Source organism: Flagellimonas halotolerans (genome assembly GCF_035818535.1).
GTDB classification, from domain to species: Bacteria; Bacteroidota; Bacteroidia; order Flavobacteriales; family Flavobacteriaceae; genus Flagellimonas; species Flagellimonas halotolerans.
Genome location: NZ_JAYKYV010000024.1, coordinates 1 through 18,915, shown reverse-complemented (window position 1 = coordinate 18,915; position 18,915 = coordinate 1). Strand labels below are relative to the sequence as shown.

Annotated in this window: 19 protein-coding genes, 1 tRNA gene and 1 rRNA gene; 9 read left to right on the top strand and 12 right to left on the bottom strand. The window is 42.0% G+C overall.

What is annotated here, in order from left to right; all coding sequences use genetic code 11:
• Nucleotides 1–222 precede the first annotated feature (222 nt).
• A tRNA-Lys gene (locus VM932_RS16375) sits at nt 223–295 on the bottom strand.
• Nucleotides 296–413: 118 nt separating this feature from the next.
• Here VM932_RS16375 and VM932_RS16370 point away from each other — a divergent pair.
• Nucleotides 414–926 (top strand): shikimate kinase, encoded by a 513-nt coding sequence (locus VM932_RS16370; protein ID WP_326280319.1) that lies wholly within the window; start codon nt 414–416, stop codon nt 924–926.
• Here VM932_RS16370 and VM932_RS16365 read toward each other — a convergent pair.
• Together VM932_RS16365 and VM932_RS16360 are read right to left on the bottom strand one after the other, a co-directional pair.
• Complete coding sequence (locus VM932_RS16365; RefSeq protein ID WP_326280317.1) at nt 918–1,415, bottom strand: phosphoribosyltransferase family protein; 498 nt, start codon at nt 1,413–1,415, stop codon at nt 918–920. The two genes, VM932_RS16370 and VM932_RS16365, sit on opposite strands and share 9 nt — an antisense overlap.
• Nucleotides 1,416–1,450: 35 nt before the next feature.
• Nucleotides 1,451–1,822 (bottom strand): RNA-binding S4 domain-containing protein, encoded by a 372-nt coding sequence (locus VM932_RS16360; RefSeq protein ID WP_163627898.1) that lies wholly within the window; start codon nt 1,820–1,822, stop codon nt 1,451–1,453.
• Nucleotides 1,823–1,900: 78 nt separating this feature from the next.
• On the opposite strand from VM932_RS16360, the gene VM932_RS16355 reads away from it, so the two are divergent.
• Nucleotides 1,901–2,848, top strand: a complete 948-nt coding sequence (locus VM932_RS16355; RefSeq protein WP_326280314.1) for a hypothetical protein — start codon at nt 1,901–1,903, stop codon at nt 2,846–2,848.
• A gap of 264 nt (nt 2,849–3,112) precedes the next feature.
• On the opposite strand, the gene VM932_RS16350 is transcribed toward VM932_RS16355, so the two are convergent.
• Genes VM932_RS16350 through VM932_RS16340 form a run of 3 tightly spaced genes read right to left on the bottom strand, consistent with a single transcriptional unit; the run spans nt 3,113 to nt 5,597 of the window.
• Complete coding sequence (locus VM932_RS16350; protein ID WP_326280312.1) at nt 3,113–3,730, bottom strand: outer membrane beta-barrel protein; 618 nt, start codon at nt 3,728–3,730, stop codon at nt 3,113–3,115.
• Nucleotides 3,731–3,779: 49 nt separating this feature from the next.
• Nucleotides 3,780–4,733, bottom strand: a complete 954-nt coding sequence (locus tag VM932_RS16345) for a transketolase family protein (RefSeq protein WP_326280311.1) — start codon at nt 4,731–4,733, stop codon at nt 3,780–3,782.
• An 18-nt stretch (nt 4,734–4,751) separates the two neighbouring features.
• Nucleotides 4,752–5,597, bottom strand: a complete 846-nt coding sequence (locus VM932_RS16340) for a transketolase (protein ID WP_326280309.1) — start codon at nt 5,595–5,597, stop codon at nt 4,752–4,754.
• Nucleotides 5,598–5,753: 156 nt separating this feature from the next.
• Here VM932_RS16340 and tgt point away from each other — a divergent pair, with 156 nt between their 5' ends.
• The 5 genes from tgt (at nt 5,754) to VM932_RS16315 (ending at nt 12,040) form a co-directional block, all read left to right on the top strand.
• Nucleotides 5,754–6,884 (top strand): tRNA guanosine(34) transglycosylase Tgt, encoded by a 1,131-nt coding sequence (tgt, locus tag VM932_RS16335; protein WP_326280307.1) that lies wholly within the window; start codon nt 5,754–5,756, stop codon nt 6,882–6,884.
• A complete protein-coding gene (locus VM932_RS16330) occupies nt 6,884–7,966 on the top strand; it encodes an LptF/LptG family permease (protein ID WP_326280305.1) in 1,083 nt (360 codons plus the stop codon). The genes tgt and VM932_RS16330 overlap by 1 nt, the downstream gene beginning before the upstream one ends.
• 114 nt (nt 7,967–8,080) lie before the next feature.
• The gene (locus tag VM932_RS16325; RefSeq protein ID WP_293169448.1) at nt 8,081–9,034 is read left to right on the top strand and encodes an acetyl-CoA carboxylase carboxyltransferase subunit alpha; all 954 of its coding nucleotides are present in this window, start codon (nt 8,081–8,083) and stop codon (nt 9,032–9,034) included.
• A gap of 167 nt (nt 9,035–9,201) precedes the next feature.
• The gene (gene dnaB / locus VM932_RS16320) at nt 9,202–10,749 is read left to right on the top strand and encodes a replicative DNA helicase (protein ID WP_326280301.1); all 1,548 of its coding nucleotides are present in this window, start codon (nt 9,202–9,204) and stop codon (nt 10,747–10,749) included.
• A 13-nt stretch (nt 10,750–10,762) separates the two neighbouring features.
• Nucleotides 10,763–12,040, top strand: a complete 1,278-nt coding sequence (locus VM932_RS16315) for an asparagine synthetase B (protein ID WP_326280299.1) — start codon at nt 10,763–10,765, stop codon at nt 12,038–12,040.
• On the opposite strand, the gene VM932_RS16310 is transcribed toward VM932_RS16315, so the two are convergent.
• Together VM932_RS16310 and VM932_RS16305 are read right to left on the bottom strand one after the other, a co-directional pair.
• On the bottom strand, nt 12,037–12,924 hold the full coding sequence (locus VM932_RS16310) for a dienelactone hydrolase family protein (protein ID WP_326280297.1): 888 nt from the start codon (nt 12,922–12,924) through the stop codon (nt 12,037–12,039). The genes VM932_RS16315 and VM932_RS16310 overlap by 4 nt on opposite strands.
• 87 nt (nt 12,925–13,011) lie before the next feature.
• Complete coding sequence (locus tag VM932_RS16305) at nt 13,012–13,803, bottom strand: HAD family hydrolase (protein WP_326280295.1); 792 nt, start codon at nt 13,801–13,803, stop codon at nt 13,012–13,014.
• A gap of 99 nt (nt 13,804–13,902) precedes the next feature.
• Here VM932_RS16305 and VM932_RS16300 point away from each other — a divergent pair, with 99 nt between their 5' ends.
• A complete protein-coding gene (locus tag VM932_RS16300) occupies nt 13,903–14,325 on the top strand; it encodes a secondary thiamine-phosphate synthase enzyme YjbQ (RefSeq protein WP_326280293.1) in 423 nt (140 codons plus the stop codon).
• Between the two features lie 120 nt (nt 14,326–14,445).
• Here VM932_RS16300 and rplT read toward each other — a convergent pair whose 3' ends face one another.
• The 4 genes from rplT to thrS form a co-directional block, all read right to left on the bottom strand.
• Nucleotides 14,446–14,790, bottom strand: coding sequence for a 50S ribosomal protein L20 (gene rplT / locus VM932_RS16295; RefSeq protein ID WP_014033571.1), 345 nt, complete (start codon nt 14,788–14,790; stop codon nt 14,446–14,448).
• Between the two features lie 92 nt (nt 14,791–14,882).
• Nucleotides 14,883–15,080, bottom strand: coding sequence for a 50S ribosomal protein L35 (gene rpmI, locus VM932_RS16290; protein WP_014033572.1), 198 nt, complete (start codon nt 15,078–15,080; stop codon nt 14,883–14,885).
• Nucleotides 15,081–15,128: 48 nt separating this feature from the next.
• The gene (infC, locus tag VM932_RS16285) at nt 15,129–15,680 is read right to left on the bottom strand and encodes a translation initiation factor IF-3 (protein ID WP_198519716.1); all 552 of its coding nucleotides are present in this window, start codon (nt 15,678–15,680) and stop codon (nt 15,129–15,131) included.
• Nucleotides 15,681–15,716: 36 nt separating this feature from the next.
• Complete coding sequence (gene thrS / locus VM932_RS16280) at nt 15,717–17,657, bottom strand: threonine--tRNA ligase (RefSeq protein ID WP_326280288.1); 1,941 nt, start codon at nt 17,655–17,657, stop codon at nt 15,717–15,719.
• Between the two features lie 713 nt (nt 17,658–18,370).
• Here thrS and VM932_RS16275 point away from each other — a divergent pair.
• Nucleotides 18,371–18,915: ribosomal RNA gene (locus VM932_RS16275) — 16S ribosomal RNA — on the top strand; the annotation flags it as partial.

Here is an 18,915-nt window from a genome sequence, read left to right as displayed (position 1 = left end):
AGGTGTCAAAAATGTAGAGTTCTTCCTATTTAGATTAACAACAATTTTTGCATAAACACAACAATTGGTCTTGATCCTAGATTAACAACAATTTTTGCATAAACACAACAATTGGTCTTGATCCCTTTTAAACCATATTATATCAATTTAAGATAGGTCTAAAAAACACAAAACCCCGTAATTTAAATTACAGGGTTTAATATCTTGTGGTTTGTTATAAAGTGACCTGACTGGGGCTCGAACCCAGGACCCTCTCCTTAAAAGGGAGATGCTCTACCAACTGAGCTATCAGGTCTTCAAGTTGTGCCTAGCTGTTTGGCTAAGCGGGTGCAAATATAACATCAATAATCTATTTTCCAAGGTGAATTAATGATAAATTTGTGTTTTTTTGAAATCGGATAAAATTCTTCAATATGAAAATTGTTTTAGTGGGATATATGGCAAGTGGAAAGTCGACCGTTGGACGATTGTTGGCCAGACAATTAGGGGTCGAGTTTGTCGATTTGGACGATTATATCGAGCAACATCAAAAAAAATCCATTAAAAATATATTTTCTGAAAAAGGGGAGATATTTTTTAGGAAGTTGGAGCATCAAATGCTAGCCGAGGTTTTGGAAAAAGAAAAATCCATTATCCTATCAACGGGAGGGGGAACTCCATGCTACGGAACCAATATGGCAACGATATTGAATCAATCTGACCATTCCATATATTTAAACCTGAGTATTCCGAACTTGGTGGAAAGGATTTCAAAGGAAAAAGATGATCGGCCTTTGGTGAAAAATATTGTCGACGAGGAACTACCTGAATTTATAGGAAAACATCTTTTTGAACGCAGGCCCTATTATCTACAAGCAAAACATATTTTGGATTGTAATGATTTGGATGCTGAAACTGTTGTTGCTAGGATTAAAGAACTACTCTAAATAAACCGCATTGTTCTTGGGTTCAAAATCAACTTTAATGTGTTCGCTCAGGGATGTGGATAACGATATGCCTTTAAAATCGGCCTTGATCGGGTACTTTTTATGGTTTCTGTTTACAAGTACAGCTGTTTTTAGTTGTTTTATGGACGTTTTAAGGAAGTGGTGGGTGCCATAGATCAAGGTCGTGCCCGAGTTCAGCACATCATCTACCAAAACAATGGACTTGTTTTTGTATTCTTCCTCCGAAAGTGAGGTGCTGACCCCACTTTTCAATGGGTTCTTTTTGTCCATGTCCACTTTGCACAAAATAATCTTTGCCTCCGTAATCTTTTTCAGGACAGCTATTATTTTTTTGGCAAAACTTTCTCCTCCACCATTGATTCCGGCAACTACGATTTCTTCTTCGTCCACATTGGTCTCATAAATTTGGTAAGCGATTCGCTTTGTGATGTGTTGTATTTGATCGTGGGTAAGAATACGGTTTATCATAGTGCTTGATAGTTGATTCAAAGATATAAAACAGTTTATTCCGATTCGTCCAAAAAATCGTCCAAATCCCTGCGATCTTTCTTCGTGGGGCGCCCCAAACCTTTTTTTCGGTAATGCTTTTTGGCATATTGGAGCAGTTCGTTGTGCTCAAAGGCCTCTTTTGGGGTGGTATCCTTTCGGTAAATATCGACCAATTTTGCCCCAACACGACTTTCAGGAACATCTAAAACCGTAAGTTGGTAATCAATCTGATTTTTCCGAACAACAATTTTGTCCATGGGGTAAACATCGCGTGAGGGTTTAACGGCGCTACCGTTCACCTTTACATGTCCTTTTTTTACAGCATTGGATGCAATGCTTCTGGTTTTAAAGTATCTCGTGCACCAAAGGTACTTGTCTATTCGCATGGTCTTCGCAAATCTTTGTTAATGGACAAAGCAAAAATAATGGAAAATTGTATCTTGCGCGCCTAAATAACAGACTTGATGAGGTACGGAATTTTAGTTTTGATATGTTTTGCGGTCACACTACTATCTTGTAAAAAGGATGATGATGGAGGTGTTGTAGAGGTGCCCCCAAGCTTATTGAGCGATGTAGCGCCTGAAGATGATGAAACCATTAGGGAGTTTTTGAACACCCACTTCTACAATTATGAAGAATTTAAAAACCCTCCGGAAGGATTTGATTATAAAATCGTGATTGATACCATAGCAGGTGAAAATGCGAACAAAGAGCCAATGATGGAAAGTGCGGTTCCGGTAACGTTAAATGTTTCTTCCAGCCATTTGGGATTAAGTGCTGGAGAAGAAAATATTCCCCATACCTATTATTATATTGAAGTTTTGGAAGGTGGGGGAGGAAGTCCGACCTATGCAGATTCGACTTTGGTCAGATATCAAGGTTCTGCTTTGAATGGAACCTTATTTGATGAAAACCAGGATTTTACTTGGCAAGTATTGCCATCTCAATTTAGAGGATATGGGGATGGTATTTCCAACATGAAGGCGGGAACACCTGATCAGGTTGTTGAAAATGGAGATGGCACCTATCAAATTTTGGATAGAGGTATTGGAATTATTGTAATGCCATCAGGTTTGGCTGCGTTTAATAGATCGGTTGGTGCTGCTGGTACTTATGCACCTGTACTTTTTAAAGTTGAACTGGGATTGTTTGTGGAAGACACGGATAGTGACAATGATGGTATTCCATCGGTACAAGAGGATTTGAACAATAACAGATATCTGTTGGATGACAACACAGATGCCGATGAAGAACCGTTTACTGTTCCGCCCAGACCGAATTACCAGGATCCTGACGATGATGGAGACGGTGTTTTAACACGGGATGAGATAATCATTGAAAATGGCGAGATTACCTTTCCAGACTCCGATGGGGATGGAACCCCCGATTACTTGGATCCAGATTCCAATTAACTTGAGTTCGATTATTATTTCTGACCTTGAAAAATGCCGTCACTTCGAGTGCGAAGCGTATCGAGAAGTGGCATTTTCGGGTTTCGCTACAGTTTTCTCAAGTTTCAACTTCACTCAACCACCGAAAATCACTCAAACTGACGATTTTGAATCACAACTTTCGAATAATCGAACCCAGGTAGTTAGCAAAGTGAATAAGTGAATAGAATAATATAAAAAGCCCCACTGGATACCAGCGGGGCTTTTCACATGTTTAATGATATGTTACAATTTAAGAGATAGTGCAAAAATAATTTGCGAAGGTCTCGAATCTACTCTGCTATCTTCTAAATTAGCGATATTATTGTTAATGATTTCGGCTTCATTTTCCGAAAACCCCCTTTCGTATCTAACGTCTAAACCAATGTTTCCTAGGTTTACCCCAACACCTGCATTTAGACCTACCGTAAAGTCATTTTTTACGTCCTCAATTTCAATATCGCCAAAGTCATTGTTCAACGTATATTGAAAAGCAGGCCCTGCAAAAATGTGCAAAGGACCGATCAATTTATATCCCAAAAGGACGGGCATGTCCAATTTGGAAACATCGTAATCTTCGGAGTCGCCATCTGGTAAATCATAAGAACTTTTGGTTTTGGAATATACCAATTCTGGTCTTAAATAAATCTTGGGGAAATCCAGTTTGCCCCAAAATCCAAAATGGTATCCTGTCTTACCTTCGGCACCTTCGACGATATCTTGTCCGCCATCACCAACAGAACCGATTAAATCTCCGTTCTTGTTGTAGGATAAACCGGCCTTAATACCGAACCCTGAACCGCTTTGTGCCATCGCTGCAGAACCAATTAAGGCAAATACAGCTACTAAAAGTGTTTTTTTCATAAGTGTCTATTTTATAAAGTTGAAATATCTCCAAAGGAGATAGCTGAAACTATTTACGTTTCAACACTTTTAAAACGGCGGCTTCTATGGCTTTATTGTTCAATCCGTACTTCTCCATAAGTTGATCGGGCGTTCCACTCTCTCCAAAAGTATCTTGTGTTGCCACAAACTCTTGAGGGGTAGGATGGTGGGTGGCCAGCACTCGGGAGACACTTTCACCAAGTCCGCCCAAATAATTGTGCTCTTCCGCCGTTACCACGCAACCCGTTTTCTTCACAGAATCCAAAATGGCCTTATCGTCCAAGGGTTTAATGGTGTGTATATTGATTACTTCTGCGGAAATTCCTTGGTTTTCCAAGCTTTCGGCAGCAAGTAGTGCCTGCCAAACCAAGTGTCCTGTTGCAATGATGGTCACATCGGTACCTTCGTTGAGCATGAGCGCCTTACCGATTTCAAATTTTTGGTCCACAGGGGTGAAATTGGCTACTTTGGGGCGTCCAAAGCGCAAATAAACTGGGCCATGGTGTTCCGCTATGGCAATGGTGGCCGCCTTGGTCTGGTTAAAATCACAAGGGTTGATGACCGTCATACCGGGCAACATTTTCATCAAACCGATGTCTTCCAGAATTTGGTGCGTGGCACCGTCCTCGCCCAAGGTCAAACCAGAGTGCGAAGCACATATTTTCACGTTTTTATCGGAGTATGCGATGGATTGGCGGATTTGATCATACACACGACCAGTCGCAAAATTTGCAAAGGTAGAAGCGAAAGGAATTTTACCTCCTATGGTCAAACCGGCTGCAATGCCCATCATGTTGGCCTCTGCAATACCTACTTGGAAGAAACGTTCTGGGTTTTCTTCAATAAAAGTGTCAATCTTTAAAGACCCCACAAGGTCGGCACATAAGGCTACCACATTGGGATTGGTTCTTCCCAGTTCCGTCATTCCCGCGCCATATCCGCTTCGGGTGTCTTGTTTTCCTTGATCTGTATATTTAGTCATTCTCTCTTTTTCTTATGATTAGTAATCGCCTAAAGTCTCTGGATTTTGTGCCAATGCGGTCGCCAATTGCTCATCGCTGGGCGCTTTACCGTGCCATGCATGGGTGTGCATCATAAAGTCAACGCCATTGCCCATTTCCGTGGTCATAACAATACATACCGGTTTTCCCTTTCCAGTTCTGCTCTTGGCTTCTTTTAAGCCTGCGATAACCTGCTCTAGGTCGTTTCCGTTTTCAATTTCCAGAACATCCCATCCAAATACCCTGAATTTTTCGGCAACATCACCAATAGGAAGCACATCTTCGGTAGCACCGTCAATTTGTTGGCCATTACGGTCCACGGTGGAAATTAAATTGTCCACTTTATTGCCAGCAGCGTACATGATTGCCTCCCAGTTTTGACCCTCCTGCAATTCCCCATCGCCGTGGAGGCTGAATACCAAATGATCGTCGCCGTTCAATTTTTTGGCCAAAGCAGCACCGATGGCAACGGACATTCCCTGTCCCAAAGATCCTGATGCCACGCGTACCCCCGGCAATCCTTCATGGGTCGTCGGGTGTCCTTGTAATCTGGAATCTATCAGTCTAAAAGTGTTCAATTCCTCTAAGGGGAAATAACCTCTTCGGGCTAAAACACTGTAAAAAACGGGCGAGATGTGTCCGTTGGAAAGAAAAAATAGGTCCTCTCCAACCCCGTCCATATCAAACCCTTCCTTTAAATCCATTACTTCGTTGTAGAGTGCTACAAAAAACTCGGTACAGCCCAAAGAACCTCCTGGGTGACCCGAATTTACCTTATGGACCATTCGTAAAATGTCCCTTCTTACCTGTACTACCAGGTCTTGTAATTCTTGCGTGTTCGGCATCGTGTCAATAATTTAGATATCAAATGTAATCGCATTATTCGTAGAAAACAAGTGTCGATTATACATTTGTTAAATGACTTGTGCTCAGAAACTTTATTTTTTTGTTAAGGAACAACGAAACAGAGTTAGTTATATTTGCGGTTCTAAAACGAACAATTGGATTTTACCTTAATACAAAAGGACAATAAAAGCAAGGCCAGGGCAGGGGAGCTGACCACTGACAATGGCAACATACAAACCCCTATTTTTATGCCCGTAGGTACAGTTGCCTCGGTAAAAGGGGTACATCAACGGGAATTAAAAGATGAAATAAATCCTGATATTATTTTAGGGAACACTTATCATCTTTTCTTAAGACCGGGTACTGGAATACTGGAAGAAGCCGGTGGACTTCATAAATTTATGAATTGGGACCGTCCTATTTTGACGGATAGCGGGGGTTATCAAGTGTATTCGCTTTCAGATAATAGAAAAATTAAAGAAGAGGGCGTTAAGTTTAAGTCCCATATTGATGGATCTCGTCATTTTTTCACTCCGGAGAATGTAATGGAAATACAACGCACCATAGGTGCGGACATTATTATGGCTTTTGATGAGTGCACGCCCTATCCCTGCGATTATCAATATGCCAAACGCTCCATGCACATGACGCATAGGTGGTTGGACAGATGCACCGATCATTTGGAAAAGCTACCGTTTAAATATGGTTATTCCCAAAGTTTTTTTCCTATTGTTCAAGGTTCTACCTATAAAGATTTAAGAAAACAATCGGCGGAATATATTGCCTCCGTAGAGGCAGAAGGTAATGCCATTGGCGGACTTTCGGTAGGAGAACCTGCCGAGGAAATGTACGAAATGGCGGAATTGGTCTGCGATATTCTTCCGGAAGATAAGCCGAGATATCTTATGGGGGTAGGTACACCAATCAATATTTTGGAAAATATTGCGTTGGGTGTGGATATGTTCGATTGTGTGATGCCCACTCGCAATGCCCGAAATGGCATGTTGTTTACGGCCCACGGAACCATCAACATCAAAAATAAAAAATGGGAGAACGATTTTTCCCCTATTGATGAAATGGGTATCACTTTTGTGGATACCGAATATTCCAAGGCCTATTTAAGGCATTTGTTCGCAGCCAATGAATATTTGGGCAAGCAAATTGCCACTATTCACAACTTAGGTTTTTATCTGTGGTTGGTGCGTACCGCAAGAGAACGTATTTTAGCCGGAGATTTTTTGGAGTGGAAAACCAAAATGGTCAACCAAATGGATAAAAGACTGTAATGTTCACCATACTCGATAGATACATACTTAAACGCTACCTGATCACCTTTATGGGGATGCTTTTACTGTTTGTCCCTATCGGTATTATGGCCAACTTGGCCGAGAAAATTGGGAAAATTATAGACAATGAGGCTCCGTTGGCCGAAGTAATCGTGTTTTACGGCAATTTTACCTTGGTAATCGGGAATTTATTGCTGCCTATTTTTCTTTTTTTATCGATTATATTTTTTACCTCCAAACTGGCCAGTAACACGGAAATTGTGGCGATTTTGAGTTCCGGTGTCTCCTTTTGGCGGTTTTTGCGCCCCTATTTTGTGGGGGCTACCTTGGTGGCCATCCTTATTTTTATGATGGGGATGTTCATAGTGCCCCATGCCAGTATTGGTTTTAACGAGTTTGAGTACAAATACTTTAAAAAAGGAAAACAGACCAGGGTAACGGAAAATATCTTCAACCAATTGAACGAGCAGGATTATATCTACGTGAGCAGTTTTGATCCCAACCGTAAGATTGGTTACAATTTTACCTACGAGCATTTTGATTCCATTGGAAAGCTGGACTATAAAATTTCCGCCAGTAACATAAGATGGGTGGAAGACGACAGTATTTACCGTTTGACCAATTATGAAAAGCGTACGTTGAGGAACGAAACCGAATACATTAAAGCAAAACGTAGGTTGGATACGGTTTTCTCCTTTCAAATAGATGATCTTACCCCGGTCTCCTATGTGGCCGAGACCAAAAACCTATTCGAGCTCAACGACTTTATCGAGGATCAACGCAGAAAAGGTGCATCAAACATCAATGCATATGTATTGGTAAAATATAAGCGATGGGCACTTCCCATTGCAGCATTCATTCTTACGGTAATAGCTGTAGCCGTTTCTTCGATGAAACGCCGTGGTGGGATGGGGCTAAATTTGGCCTTTGGTATCGGGGTGGCCTTTGTGTACATCTTTTTTGATAAAGTTTTTGGAACATTGGCAGAGCAATCCGGTTTTTCACCTTTGCTGGCAGTGGTACTTCCCAACCTTTTTTTTGGTGTTTTTGCCGTTTACATGCTAATGAAAGCCAAGCGATAATTCAGTAATATTAGCGTATATTGTTGAAGATAAAAGACTTGTGTTTTTCATGGGAGTATGCCATAATGTTATATATTTGTCCCCATTGTTTTTCGTGAAAATAAAAGACTTCCCATGGAATATCTAGAATTTGAACTCCCCATCAAAGAACTTGAAGAACAGCTTCAAAAATGTATGGTGATTGGGGAAGAAAGTGATGTAGACGTTACAGAAACGTGTGCCCAAATCGAAAAAAAACTCGCCCAGACCCGAAAGGATATCTATAAAAACCTTACCGCTTGGCAAAAAGTACAGTTGTCAAGACACCCCAGCCGGCCTTACACTATGGATTACATCAATGCCATTTGTGGAGACACCTTTTTGGAGCTCCATGGCGACAGAAATGTAAAGGATGACAAGGCCATGGTGGGAGGGCTTGGAAAAATTGGTGACCAAAGCTATATGTTCATTGGCCAACAAAAAGGATATAATACCAAGACCCGTCAGTACCGTAATTTTGGTATGGCCAATCCAGAAGGGTACCGAAAAGCGCTCAGGTTGATGAAGTCTGCCGAAAAATTCAAGATTCCCGTGGTATGTTTTGTTGACACCCCAGGGGCTTATCCAGGTATTGAAGCAGAGGAAAGAGGTCAAGGAGAGGCCATTGCCCGTAATATTTTGGAAATGACCCGCCTTAAAGTCCCAATCATCGTAATTATTATAGGAGAAGGAGCCTCGGGGGGTGCTTTGGGCATTGGAGTGGGAGATAAGGTATTGATGTTGGAAAATACCTGGTACTCCGTAATATCCCCGGAATCTTGCTCATCCATCCTTTGGAGGAGTTGGGAATATAAAGAGCAGGCCGCCGAAGCCTTAAAATTGACCGCAACCGATATGAAAAAGCAAGGTTTGGTCGATGAAATCGTAAAAGAACCTCTTGGAGGAGCACATACCGACAGAAAAAAAACATTTGAAACGGTCGCGGACAAAATTTCTTCCCATTTTGAAGAGCTCAAAAAGTTATCACCAAAAGAATTGGTGAAAACCCGCATGGAAAAATATGCGGATATGGGTGTTTTCAGCGAATAATTCTTGTTTTTCAGGGGCTCCCCTTTTTCATTAGGATATATCCCCGAATTTTTTTATGTTATTAACAGGTATTAGAAGTTATCAACATTTAAATTGTTAAGTACCTGTGGAAATCGTATTCGTCTAAATTAAAGTTAACTAAAGGTTAATTAGCTACTTTCGCATTCATGGAAAAACCTAGCCCCATTGTAGGACATCGTGTGGAGAAATCTGCCCTTATCAATCTTGAGAGAGGTAAGATACCTCCGCAAGCCGTTGATTTAGAGGAGGTTGTGCTTGGAGCTATGATGATTGACAAGAAAGGCGTGGATGAAGTTATCGATATTCTTCATCCCGATGTATTCTACAAGGATTCCCATAAATATATCTACGAGGCCGTCTTTAAATTGTTCGAATCCTCCGAACCAGTGGATTTATTAACTGTTTCGGCGCAACTAAAGAAGGATGGGAAGCTAGAAGCCGTCGGAGGTGATTTTTATTTGATAAAACTGACCCAAAAAGTAGCCTCATCCGCACATATTGAGTTCCACGCCAGGATTATTCTTCAAAAGTATATTCAACGTAGCTTGATCAAAATATCAAACGATATTATTGAGGAGGCCTACAGTGACGCAACCGACGTTTTTGACCTTTTGGACAATGCAGAGGCAAAATTATATGAGGTTACCCAAGGAAATTTAAAGCGATCCGCTGAAACTGCCCAGAATTTGGTGATACAGGCCAAAAAAAGAATCGAGGAAATTTCGAATAAAGAGGGGCTTAGTGGAATTCCATCCGGTTTTGATAAATTGGATAGGCTTACCTCGGGTTGGCAACCCAGTGATTTGATCATTGTTGCTGCACGGCCTGGTATGGGTAAAACGGCGCTTACGCTCTCCATGGCCCGTAATATTGCGGTGAACTCGGAAATTCCGGTGGCATTCTTCTCTTTGGAAATGTCATCCGTTCAGTTGATTACCCGTTTGATTTCTTCAGAAACAGGACTGTCTTCAGAAAAACTAAGGACCGGTAAATTGGAAAAACACGAGTGGGAGCAGTTGAACGTGAAGGTAAAGACTTTGGAAAAAGCACCTTTGTTTATTGACGATACCCCATCGCTCTCCATTTTCGACCTTCGTGCCAAGGCAAGACGTTTGGCCTCACAACACAATATCCGGCTCATTATAATTGATTACTTGCAGTTAATGACCGCTGGCGGAAGCCAAAAGGGCGGTAACCGTGAGCAGGAAATCTCTACTATTTCAAGAAACTTAAAGGCGTTGGCAAAGGAATTGGATGTTCCCGTAATCGCCCTGTCCCAGTTATCGCGGGCCGTGGAGACCCGTGGAGGCAGCAAAAGGCCTATTCTTTCCGATTTGAGGGAATCCGGGGCCATTGAGCAGGATGCGGATATCGTTTCCTTTATTTACAGACCGGAATATTATAAAATTGACGAGTGGGATGATGAAGAGCGTACCCCAACACAAGGTCAAGCAGAGTTTATTGTAGCCAAGCACCGTAACGGAGGTTTGGAAAATATTAGGTTAAAGTTTGTGGGCGCTCTGGGTAAATTTGATAACTTGGATGACTTTGATTCCCCATTCGAATTCCAATCGAAGATGAATGCGGACGAAGAAAACCCCTTTGCAACACCAAACCTTCCAAGTACGGATGATGCATTTGGTAGTTCAATGAACAGTGACGATGGCCCAGATGATAATGATGTACCTTTCTAAAATAATACAGTGGATGTCATTTCGAGCAAATGCGAGAAATCTCATTATTGTATGCTTCTTTCTTTTTTTCTTACAAACTTCTGCCTCCGTTATCCTGATCCCAATGGATGCTGAGGGACAAAAAAACCATTTAAAGGCATACGGAATTACCTATTGGGTGCTTTCAAAGCAACAAAAAGTGCAATGGCTGCTCAATTATCGCGGTGGCTCTTTTTTACTTCCAGACGGAGAAGCTATTCGAAAGGAATGTCAAATCCGTGGCGTTTCGTTTGAAGTGCTTTCAGATGGGCAGGCAGCACAAATTTTGGATAACATTAGCAGTCCATCCAAAAATCAAGATGCCGTTATTTTGGAAAAGGCACCAAAAATCGCGGTGTATTCCCCTAAGGGGAACCAGCCTTGGGATGATGCCGTTACCATGGTGCTCACGTATGCCGAGATTCCGTATACTACCATTTATGATACAGAGGTGCTTGGCGATAAATTGGCACTGTATGATTGGCTGCACCTGCACCATGAGGATTTTACCGGGCAATACGGACGCTTTTACGGGCATTACCGAGCTGCGCCATGGTATATTGAGGACAAAGCCAAAGCTGAAGAACTGGCTCAAAGCTTGGGGTATTCCAAGGTGTCGGATGAGAAATTGGCCGTGGCCTTAAAAATCCGAAATTATGTGATTGGCGGAGGCTTTATGTTCGCCATGTGTTCCGCAACCGATAGTTTTGATATTGCTCTGGCAGCAGAAGAAGTGGATATCTGCGAGCCCATGTTCGATGGTGACCCTTCGGACGCAAACTATCAGGCCAAACTGGATTTTAGCAACACTTTTGCTTTTACAAATTTTACTCTGGAACGCAATCCTATCCGGTATGAATTCTCCTCGATAGACATGACCAACAAACGGGCCAATGTTCCCAGGGAATCCGATTACTTTTCATTAATGGAGTTTTCGGCAAAATGGGATCCGGTACCCACGATGTTGACCCAAAACCATACCAGTTTGGTCAAAGGTTTTATGGGACAGACCACAGCTTACACCCGAAACCAAGTGAAACCTACGGTTATGGTATTGGGAGAGAACAAAATCAATGGGGAGGCCCGGTATATTCACGGAATAAAAGGAAAAGGATTTTTTACTTTTTATGGAGGCCATGATCCTGAAGATTACCAGCATAGGGTAGGGGATCCAAAAACAGAATTGGAACTGCACCCAACATCGCCGGGATATCGATTGATTCTGAACAATGTTCTCTTTCCCGCTGCCCGTAAAAAGAAACAGAAGACCTAACTTAGGTGTTCTTTAAAGAAATCTACCGTTCTTTCCCATGCCAGATCGGCTGATGCTTTATCAAAGCGCGGTGTGGTATTATTGTGGAATCCGTGGTTTACATTCGGGTAAAAATGAACCTTGTAATCTTTGTCAAGCTCATTCAATTTAGCTTCATAAGCTTCCCAGCCAGCGTTTACCCTTTCATCCAATCCTGCATAATGAATCAATAAAGGCGCATTGATTTGTGCCACTTGATCATCATCAGGTTGGCCTCCATAGAAAGGGACTGCTGCTGCCAGATCAGGAACTTTTACGGCCATCATATTGGAAATCCATCCACCAAAACAAAACCCAACAACCCCCACTTTACCATTACATTCCTCATGGTTTTTGAGATATTCGTAGGCCGCGATAAAATCTTCCAACATTTCGTTACGGTCCCGCTGGCGTTGGAGCGCTCTACCTTCATCATCATTGCCCGGATATCCGCCAAGTGGCGTAAGGGCATCCGGGGCCAAGGAAATAAACCCTGCCTTGGCAGCTCTTCGTCCCACATCTTCAATATAGGGGTTTAGACCTCGGTTTTCATGAACTACGACAACACCACCCATTTTGCCTTTGCTCTCTTTGGGTTTGGATAACAATCCTTTGATTTCACCCCCGCCTTTCGGTGAGTTGTATGTAATAAACTTGGAGTTCAAATCCGGGTCGTTGGGGGATACGGTGAGTGTGTCCTTGTAATTGGGCATCACAAAACTCATCAACGAAGCCATGGTAATTCCGCCGACCGCATAAACGGAAAGTTTTTCCATAAACTCCCTGCGGTCCAACTGGTTGTGTGCGTATTTATCGTATAGGTCAAAGACCTCCTGCTTAATATCTTCTTTTTTTAAAGGTGCCATGGCGTTACTTTTGTTGTTTGTCCTTTAAGGTACAAATTTTACAAAAGCAAATTACTCAGAATAAGATAAATAGATTGGGCAGTGCGACTAGAGCAACTTCTCCAAAATCCGCTCCACACCAAAATCGTCGTTGCTGTGGGTAGTATATTTAGCGGTTTTTAAAACATTGGGATGCGCATTGGCCATGGCAAAGCTATAATCGGAAAGCTCCAACATTTCCAAGTCGTTGTTGTAATCACCGAATACCATAATTTCGTGGGATGCGATTTTAAATTCGTCCATCACTTTTTTTAGCGCGTAGCCCTTATGTGCATTCAAATCGGAGACATCCACCCAATTGGCACCGGAAACCTTCACCTTTAAATCACCTTCCAAATGTTTCACATTGGGATAAATGTACTTTTCAGAATTTTCAAAATGGTAAATGGCTATTTTCAGCACCTCTTGATCAACCTCTTTTTGGTCTTCAACAATATCGAATTCCGAATAGTATTCACGGAGCATTTCCAAGAATTCGTTTGAATCACCGCCCACAAAAGCATTGTTTTGACAACACAGCACAGGGTGTACATTTTCTAAGGGACGCACAGCGTCAAGAATACGGTTTATTTCCGACTTGTTGATTGGAGTGGTGAGCAGGGTTTCTTCCTGTTTTTTTATCAAGGCGCCATTTTCTGCAATAACGAGGATTTCATTTTTGATGGACCCCAATTTGTCTACCATGCTGTGATATTGTCTCCCGCTTGCGGCAACAAAGGCAATGTTTTTCCTTTTGAGTTCTTCGTAGATTTCAAAAAACCGGGGGCTTACTTCGTGGTTGGAGTTCAACAATGTTCCATCCATATCGGTAACCACCATTTTTATTTGTGATAAGTCCATTTCAATTAATTAAGCTGCAAAGTTATTTGTTATTCATGGAACTGAGCCCCAGTTTTGGTAAACTTTGTATTAATTTCGTTGGGAAAGGTTTGTTTGTCTATGAATTTTTATCAGAAAGAAATACAGTTACGCCCATACTCCAGAGGATTTCATTTGATTACGGACACGATAATTGACGCTGTTCCCGAACTTCGGAACATAAGCACGGGATTTTTGCAGGTGTTTATCAAGCATACCTCGGCCAGCTTGACGATCAATGAAAATGCCGACCCAACGGTACGAACGGATTTTGAGAGCCACATCAATACAATGGTTCCCGAGAACGCACCGTATTATGTACACAATTATGAAGGACCCGATGATATGCCTGCCCATATTAAAGCTTCGTTAATGGGAGCTTCCGTTCAGATTCCCATAACAGCAGGCAGATTGAATATGGGAATTTGGCAAGGTATTTACCTATGCGAGCACAGGAACCATGCATCAGGCAGAAAGTTGGTGGTTACGGCCTACGGGGATTAGACAGTACTTATGTCAATTCGAGCGCAGTCGAAAATGACTGTTGTGGTAATGAAACCGTAAAATAAAAGATCCCGCACAAGGCGGGATCTAAATAAGCGGGGTAAGTTTATATTAACTTTTTTACTTTACTTTTTCAACGATTGCTTTAAAAGCATCTGGGTGGTTCATGGCCAAATCGGCAAGAACTTTTCGGTTGAGTTCAATTCCATTGGCTTTCACCTTACCCATAAATTGAGAGTAGGACATTCCGTGCATTCTGGCACCAGCATTAATACGGGTAATCCATAGGGAACGGAACGTACGTTTTTTGTTTCTTCTGTCGCGGTAAGCATAAAGCATTGCTTTTTCTACCGCATTTTTGGCTACTGTCCAAACGTTTTTACGTCTTCCAAAGTAACCTTTGGCTTGCTTCATCACTTTTTTTCTTCTAGCTCGTGAAGCAACTGAATTTACTGATCTTGGCATAATGTGTCATTTTTTTGTAGCAGGCGTCTCAATTATTGAGAACTTTTTTGGGCCCGACTCCATGGTTAATAAATAAATGTACCGGTGAACAATTATTTTAAACGTAATTGTTCCTTGATGTTGTCCTCATCCGCTTTGTGAACCAAAGTGGAATGGGTCAACTTTAGCTTGCGCTTTTTAGATTTTTTAGTCAGAATGTGACTCTTAAAAGCGTGCTTTCTTTTGATTTTACCAGTTCCTGTTAGCTTAAAGCGCTTCTTGGCACTGGATTTTGTTTTCATCTTAGGCATTTTCCTAGTATTTAACTCCGCTTATTATACCGAACCAGGGTTCAGTTTTTATTTTTTGTTTGTCTTGGGCGCGATGAACATGGTCATACGCTTGCCTTCCAATTTAGGCATTTGCTCTACCTTTCCAAGTTCTTCGAGTTCTTGGGCGAGTCGGAGCAATAATATTTCGCCTTGGTCTTTATAAACGATAGATCGTCCTTTAAAGAACACATAGGCTTTTAGTTTGGCACCATCTTTCAAGAATTTTTCTGCATGTCTTTTCTTGAACTCGTAATCATGGTCGTCCGTCTGAGGTCCAAACCTAATTTCCTTTACGACAACTTTACTTGCTTTGGCCTTCATGGCCTTGTCGCGTTTCTTTTGTTCGTAAAGAAACTTTTTATAATCCATAACCTTACAAACGGGCGGTTCGGCATTTGGTGAAATTTCCACCAAATCCAACTCCTGTTCGTTGGCTATTTCCCTTGCTTTGGAAATGGGATAAACACCCATCTCTACATTATCGCCGACAAGCCGTACTTCTCGGGCTTTTATTTTCTCATTGATGTTATGAGGGTTTTTATTTTCCCTCCTGGGTTGGGGTCTAAATCTTCTTCTAATTGCTATGACGTAAACTTTTTAATTAAACTTAATTTTTTAGAACGACTTTAAGGTACTATTTATTTCAGTAGTTACCAAGTCCGAAAATGTATCTACGCTCAAACTACCCAAATCTTCACCTCCATGTCTCCTTACAGAAAGGCTGGCAGAGGCTTCTTCCTGTTCCCCAACAATAATCATGAAAGGGATTTTTTTGAGTTCTGCCTCACGGATTTTTTTCCCTACCGTCTCGTTCCTGTTATCAATGAGCGCGCGAATTTCGTGATTTTCTAACGAATTCAAAACTTTTTCCGCATATTTTTCGTGTTTCTCACTGACGGGCAGAACGATAGCTTGCGTTGGAATCAGCCATAACGGGAAGTTTCCACCGGTATGCTCCAGTAGCAGGGCCACAAACCGTTCCATGCTTCCAAACGGTGCGCGGTGAATCATCACGGGCCTATGCAATTCGTTATCGCTTCCTTTATAGGTAAGATCAAAACGTTTAGGAAGATTATAGTCAACTTGAATAGTTCCTAACTGCCAGTTTCTGCCGAGCGCATCTTTGATCATAAAGTCCAACTTTGGACCGTAAAATGCAGCTTCCCCGCTTTCAACCACATAATTCAGGCCTTTTTCCTCCGCTGCATCAATGATGGCCTGTTCGGCTTTTTCCCAATCATCGGTGTTGCCGATATATTTGTCGGGGTTCTCCAAATCCCTTACGGAAACTTGTGCGGTAAAATCCTCAAAACCTAACGAATTCAATACATATAAGGTAAGGTCGATTACATTCTTGAATTCATCGTTTAGCTGCTCGGTCGTGCAAAAAATGTGGGCATCATCTTGGGTAAACCCTCTCACTCTGGTAAGACCGTGCAATTCACCACTTTGCTCATACCTATATACGGTACCGAACTCAGCGTATCTTTTTGGCAAATCCTTATAACTGAAAGGCTGGCTGTTGTATATTTCGCAATGGTGCGGACAGTTCATCGGTTTCAACAAGAACTCTTCATCCTCTTTTGGGGTGTGAATGGGTTGAAAGCTATCCTCTCCATATTTTGCATAGTGGCCGGAAGTTACGTAAAGTTCCTTTTGACCAATATGTGGTGTAACCACCATTTCATAACCCGCCTTCTTCTGGGCCTTCTTTAAAAATTGTTCCAAACGCTCACGTAATGCGGCGCCGTTGGGCAACCATAAAGGAAGTCCTTGACCTACTTTCTGTGAAAAAGTAAAGAGCTCAAGTTCCTTACCTAGTTTTCTATGGTCTCTTTTCTTGGCCTCCTCCAAAAGTTGAAGGTATTCCGTAAGTTCTTTTTGTTTTGGGAAAGAGATGCCATAAACACGGGTAAGCTGGGTGTTTTTTTCGTCCCCTCTCCAATAAGCGCCTGCAACACTTAATAGTTTAATGGCTTTTATGATACCTGTATTGGGAATATGTCCTCCGCGGCACAAATCGGTAAAGGTGCTGTGGTCGCAAAAAGTGATGGTGCCGTCATCAAGATTCTCAATGAGCTCTACCTTATATTCGTTCCCTTGTTCTTTATAATAGGAAAGGGCATCCGCTTTGGAAACACTTCTCATGGTATAGTCGTGCTTCCCTCGGGCTATTTCCAATGCCTTTTTCTCGATTTTCGGAAAATCCTTTTCGGAAATCGTTTCATCGCCAAAATCCACATCATAATAGAATCCATTCTCTATAGCGGGACCAATGGTTAGCTTTATGCCCGGGTAAAGTTCCTCCAATGCTTGGGCCACAACGTGGGAGGTGGAGTGCCAAAATGCTTTTTTGCCTTCATCATCGTTCCAGGTATAAAGAGTCAATCTGCCATCTTCGGTTAATGGTGTGGTGGTTTCAACCGTAGTATCATTAAATTTTGCAGAAATAACGTTTCTCGCAAGCCCTTCGCTAATACTTTGGGCAATGGAAAAAGGAGTAGTTCCCTTTTCAGCTTCTTTTACAGCACCATCAGGCAGTGTGATCTTTATCATGTTGTTTAAACTTCTATTTTTTACAATCGAGAGGACAAAGATAATACCTTGTATAGATGCTACAAGGCTTACTTTTGTATATATATTGATTTTCTGCAATAATAAATGAGGGGGCGATTGGTTTTTAGACTGAAGAATGGAAAAAGGGAAAGTGTTTTTGTACTTTTTAAAAAAGTTGTATTTTTATATGTTTCGCTTTCAGCGAGTTGAAAGTGAATTTACAGAGAAGTCAAAAAAAGCTCTTGTTTGTTTTAGGAATGGTGTTACATTTGCAGCCCGAAAACGGCAAAGTGCCGGTTTTTCGGTGAGTTCATAAGCTTATTGATACATTGTTTTGATGAGTCGACAAGATTGAAAAAAACACAAAAAAAGCATTGTGTAATCCAAAAAAGCGTTTTACATTTGCAGCCCGAAAAACACTAAGGTGTTGCACGGAAAAGTTCATGTAAAAAGATTGTTTTTTGAGGTTAAGAAAATGTTTTGAAACTTTTTTCAAAAAAAGCTTGCCGGTTAAGAAAACAGTTGTAAATTTGCAGCCGCTTTACCAACGAGGTAAAGGGTTAAGACTGAGAAAATTGATTTTAAGAAGATTGACTCGGTTTTTTGAAAAAAAGAAGTTCATATACATATTGTAACGACAGCGTAAAGAGAATAAGAACCATTTTGATGCAGGGACTCGGATTTCCGGGTGTCGTACAGACATTCAAGGAAATACAATGAAGAGTTTGATCCTGGCTCAGGATGAACGCTAGCGGCAGGCCTAACACATGCAAGTCGAGGGGCAACACGGAAAAGCTTGCTTTTCTGGTGGCGACCGGCGCACGGGTGCGGAACGCGTATGGAACCTGCCCCTGTCAGGGGAATAGCCCAGGGAAACTTGGATTAATGCCCCATGGTATCGTCATATCGCATGATATGTTGATTAAAGATTTATCGGACAGGGATGGCCATGCGTACCATTAGTTAGTTGGTGGGGTAACGGCCCACCAAGGCAGCGATGGTTAGGGGCCCTGAGAGGGGGATCCCCCACACTGGTACTGAGACACGGACCAGACTCCTACGGGAGGCAGCAGTGAGGAATATTGGACAATGGGCGGGAGCCTGATCCAGCCATGCCGCGTGCAGGATGACGGCCCTATGGGTTGTAAACTGCTTTTATACGGGAAGAAACGCACCTACGAGTAGGTGTCTGACGGTACCGTAAGAATAAGGACCGGCTAACTCCGTGCCAGCAGCCGCGGTAATACGGAGGGTCCGA

Bases quoted from the DNA above. Each gene is read 5' to 3' on its own strand.
- VM932_RS16315 (WP_326280299.1), top strand. From the start codon at position 10,763: ATGTCATTTCGAGCAAATGCGAGAAATCTCATTATTGTATGCTTCTTT.
- VM932_RS16355 (WP_326280314.1), top strand. From the start codon at position 1,901: ATGAGGTACGGAATTTTAGTTTTGATATGTTTTGCGGTCACACTACTA.
- dnaB (WP_326280301.1), top strand. From the start codon at position 9,202: ATGGAAAAACCTAGCCCCATTGTAGGACATCGTGTGGAGAAATCTGCC.
- VM932_RS16305 (WP_326280295.1), bottom strand. From the start codon at position 13,803: ATGGACTTATCACAAATAAAAATGGTGGTTACCGATATGGATGGAACA.
- VM932_RS16310 (WP_326280297.1), bottom strand. From the start codon at position 12,924: ATGGCACCTTTAAAAAAAGAAGATATTAAGCAGGAGGTCTTTGACCTA.
- rpmI (WP_014033572.1), bottom strand. From the start codon at position 15,080: ATGCCTAAGATGAAAACAAAATCCAGTGCCAAGAAGCGCTTTAAGCTA.
- VM932_RS16345 (WP_326280311.1), bottom strand. From the start codon at position 4,733: ATGACTAAATATACAGATCAAGGAAAACAAGACACCCGAAGCGGATAT.
- thrS (WP_326280288.1), bottom strand. From the start codon at position 17,657: ATGATAAAGATCACACTGCCTGATGGTGCTGTAAAAGAAGCTGAAAAG.
- rplT (WP_014033571.1), bottom strand. From the start codon at position 14,790: ATGCCAAGATCAGTAAATTCAGTTGCTTCACGAGCTAGAAGAAAAAAA.
- VM932_RS16365 (WP_326280317.1), bottom strand. From the start codon at position 1,415: ATGATAAACCGTATTCTTACCCACGATCAAATACAACACATCACAAAG.
- VM932_RS16350 (WP_326280312.1), bottom strand. From the start codon at position 3,730: ATGAAAAAAACACTTTTAGTAGCTGTATTTGCCTTAATTGGTTCTGCA.
- VM932_RS16325 (WP_293169448.1), top strand. From the start codon at position 8,081: ATGGAATATCTAGAATTTGAACTCCCCATCAAAGAACTTGAAGAACAG.
- VM932_RS16330 (WP_326280305.1), top strand. From the start codon at position 6,884: ATGTTCACCATACTCGATAGATACATACTTAAACGCTACCTGATCACC.
- VM932_RS16360 (WP_163627898.1), bottom strand. From the start codon at position 1,822: ATGCGAATAGACAAGTACCTTTGGTGCACGAGATACTTTAAAACCAGA.
- VM932_RS16340 (WP_326280309.1), bottom strand. From the start codon at position 5,597: ATGCCGAACACGCAAGAATTACAAGACCTGGTAGTACAGGTAAGAAGG.
- VM932_RS16370 (WP_326280319.1), top strand. From the start codon at position 414: ATGAAAATTGTTTTAGTGGGATATATGGCAAGTGGAAAGTCGACCGTT.
- VM932_RS16300 (WP_326280293.1), top strand. From the start codon at position 13,903: ATGAATTTTTATCAGAAAGAAATACAGTTACGCCCATACTCCAGAGGA.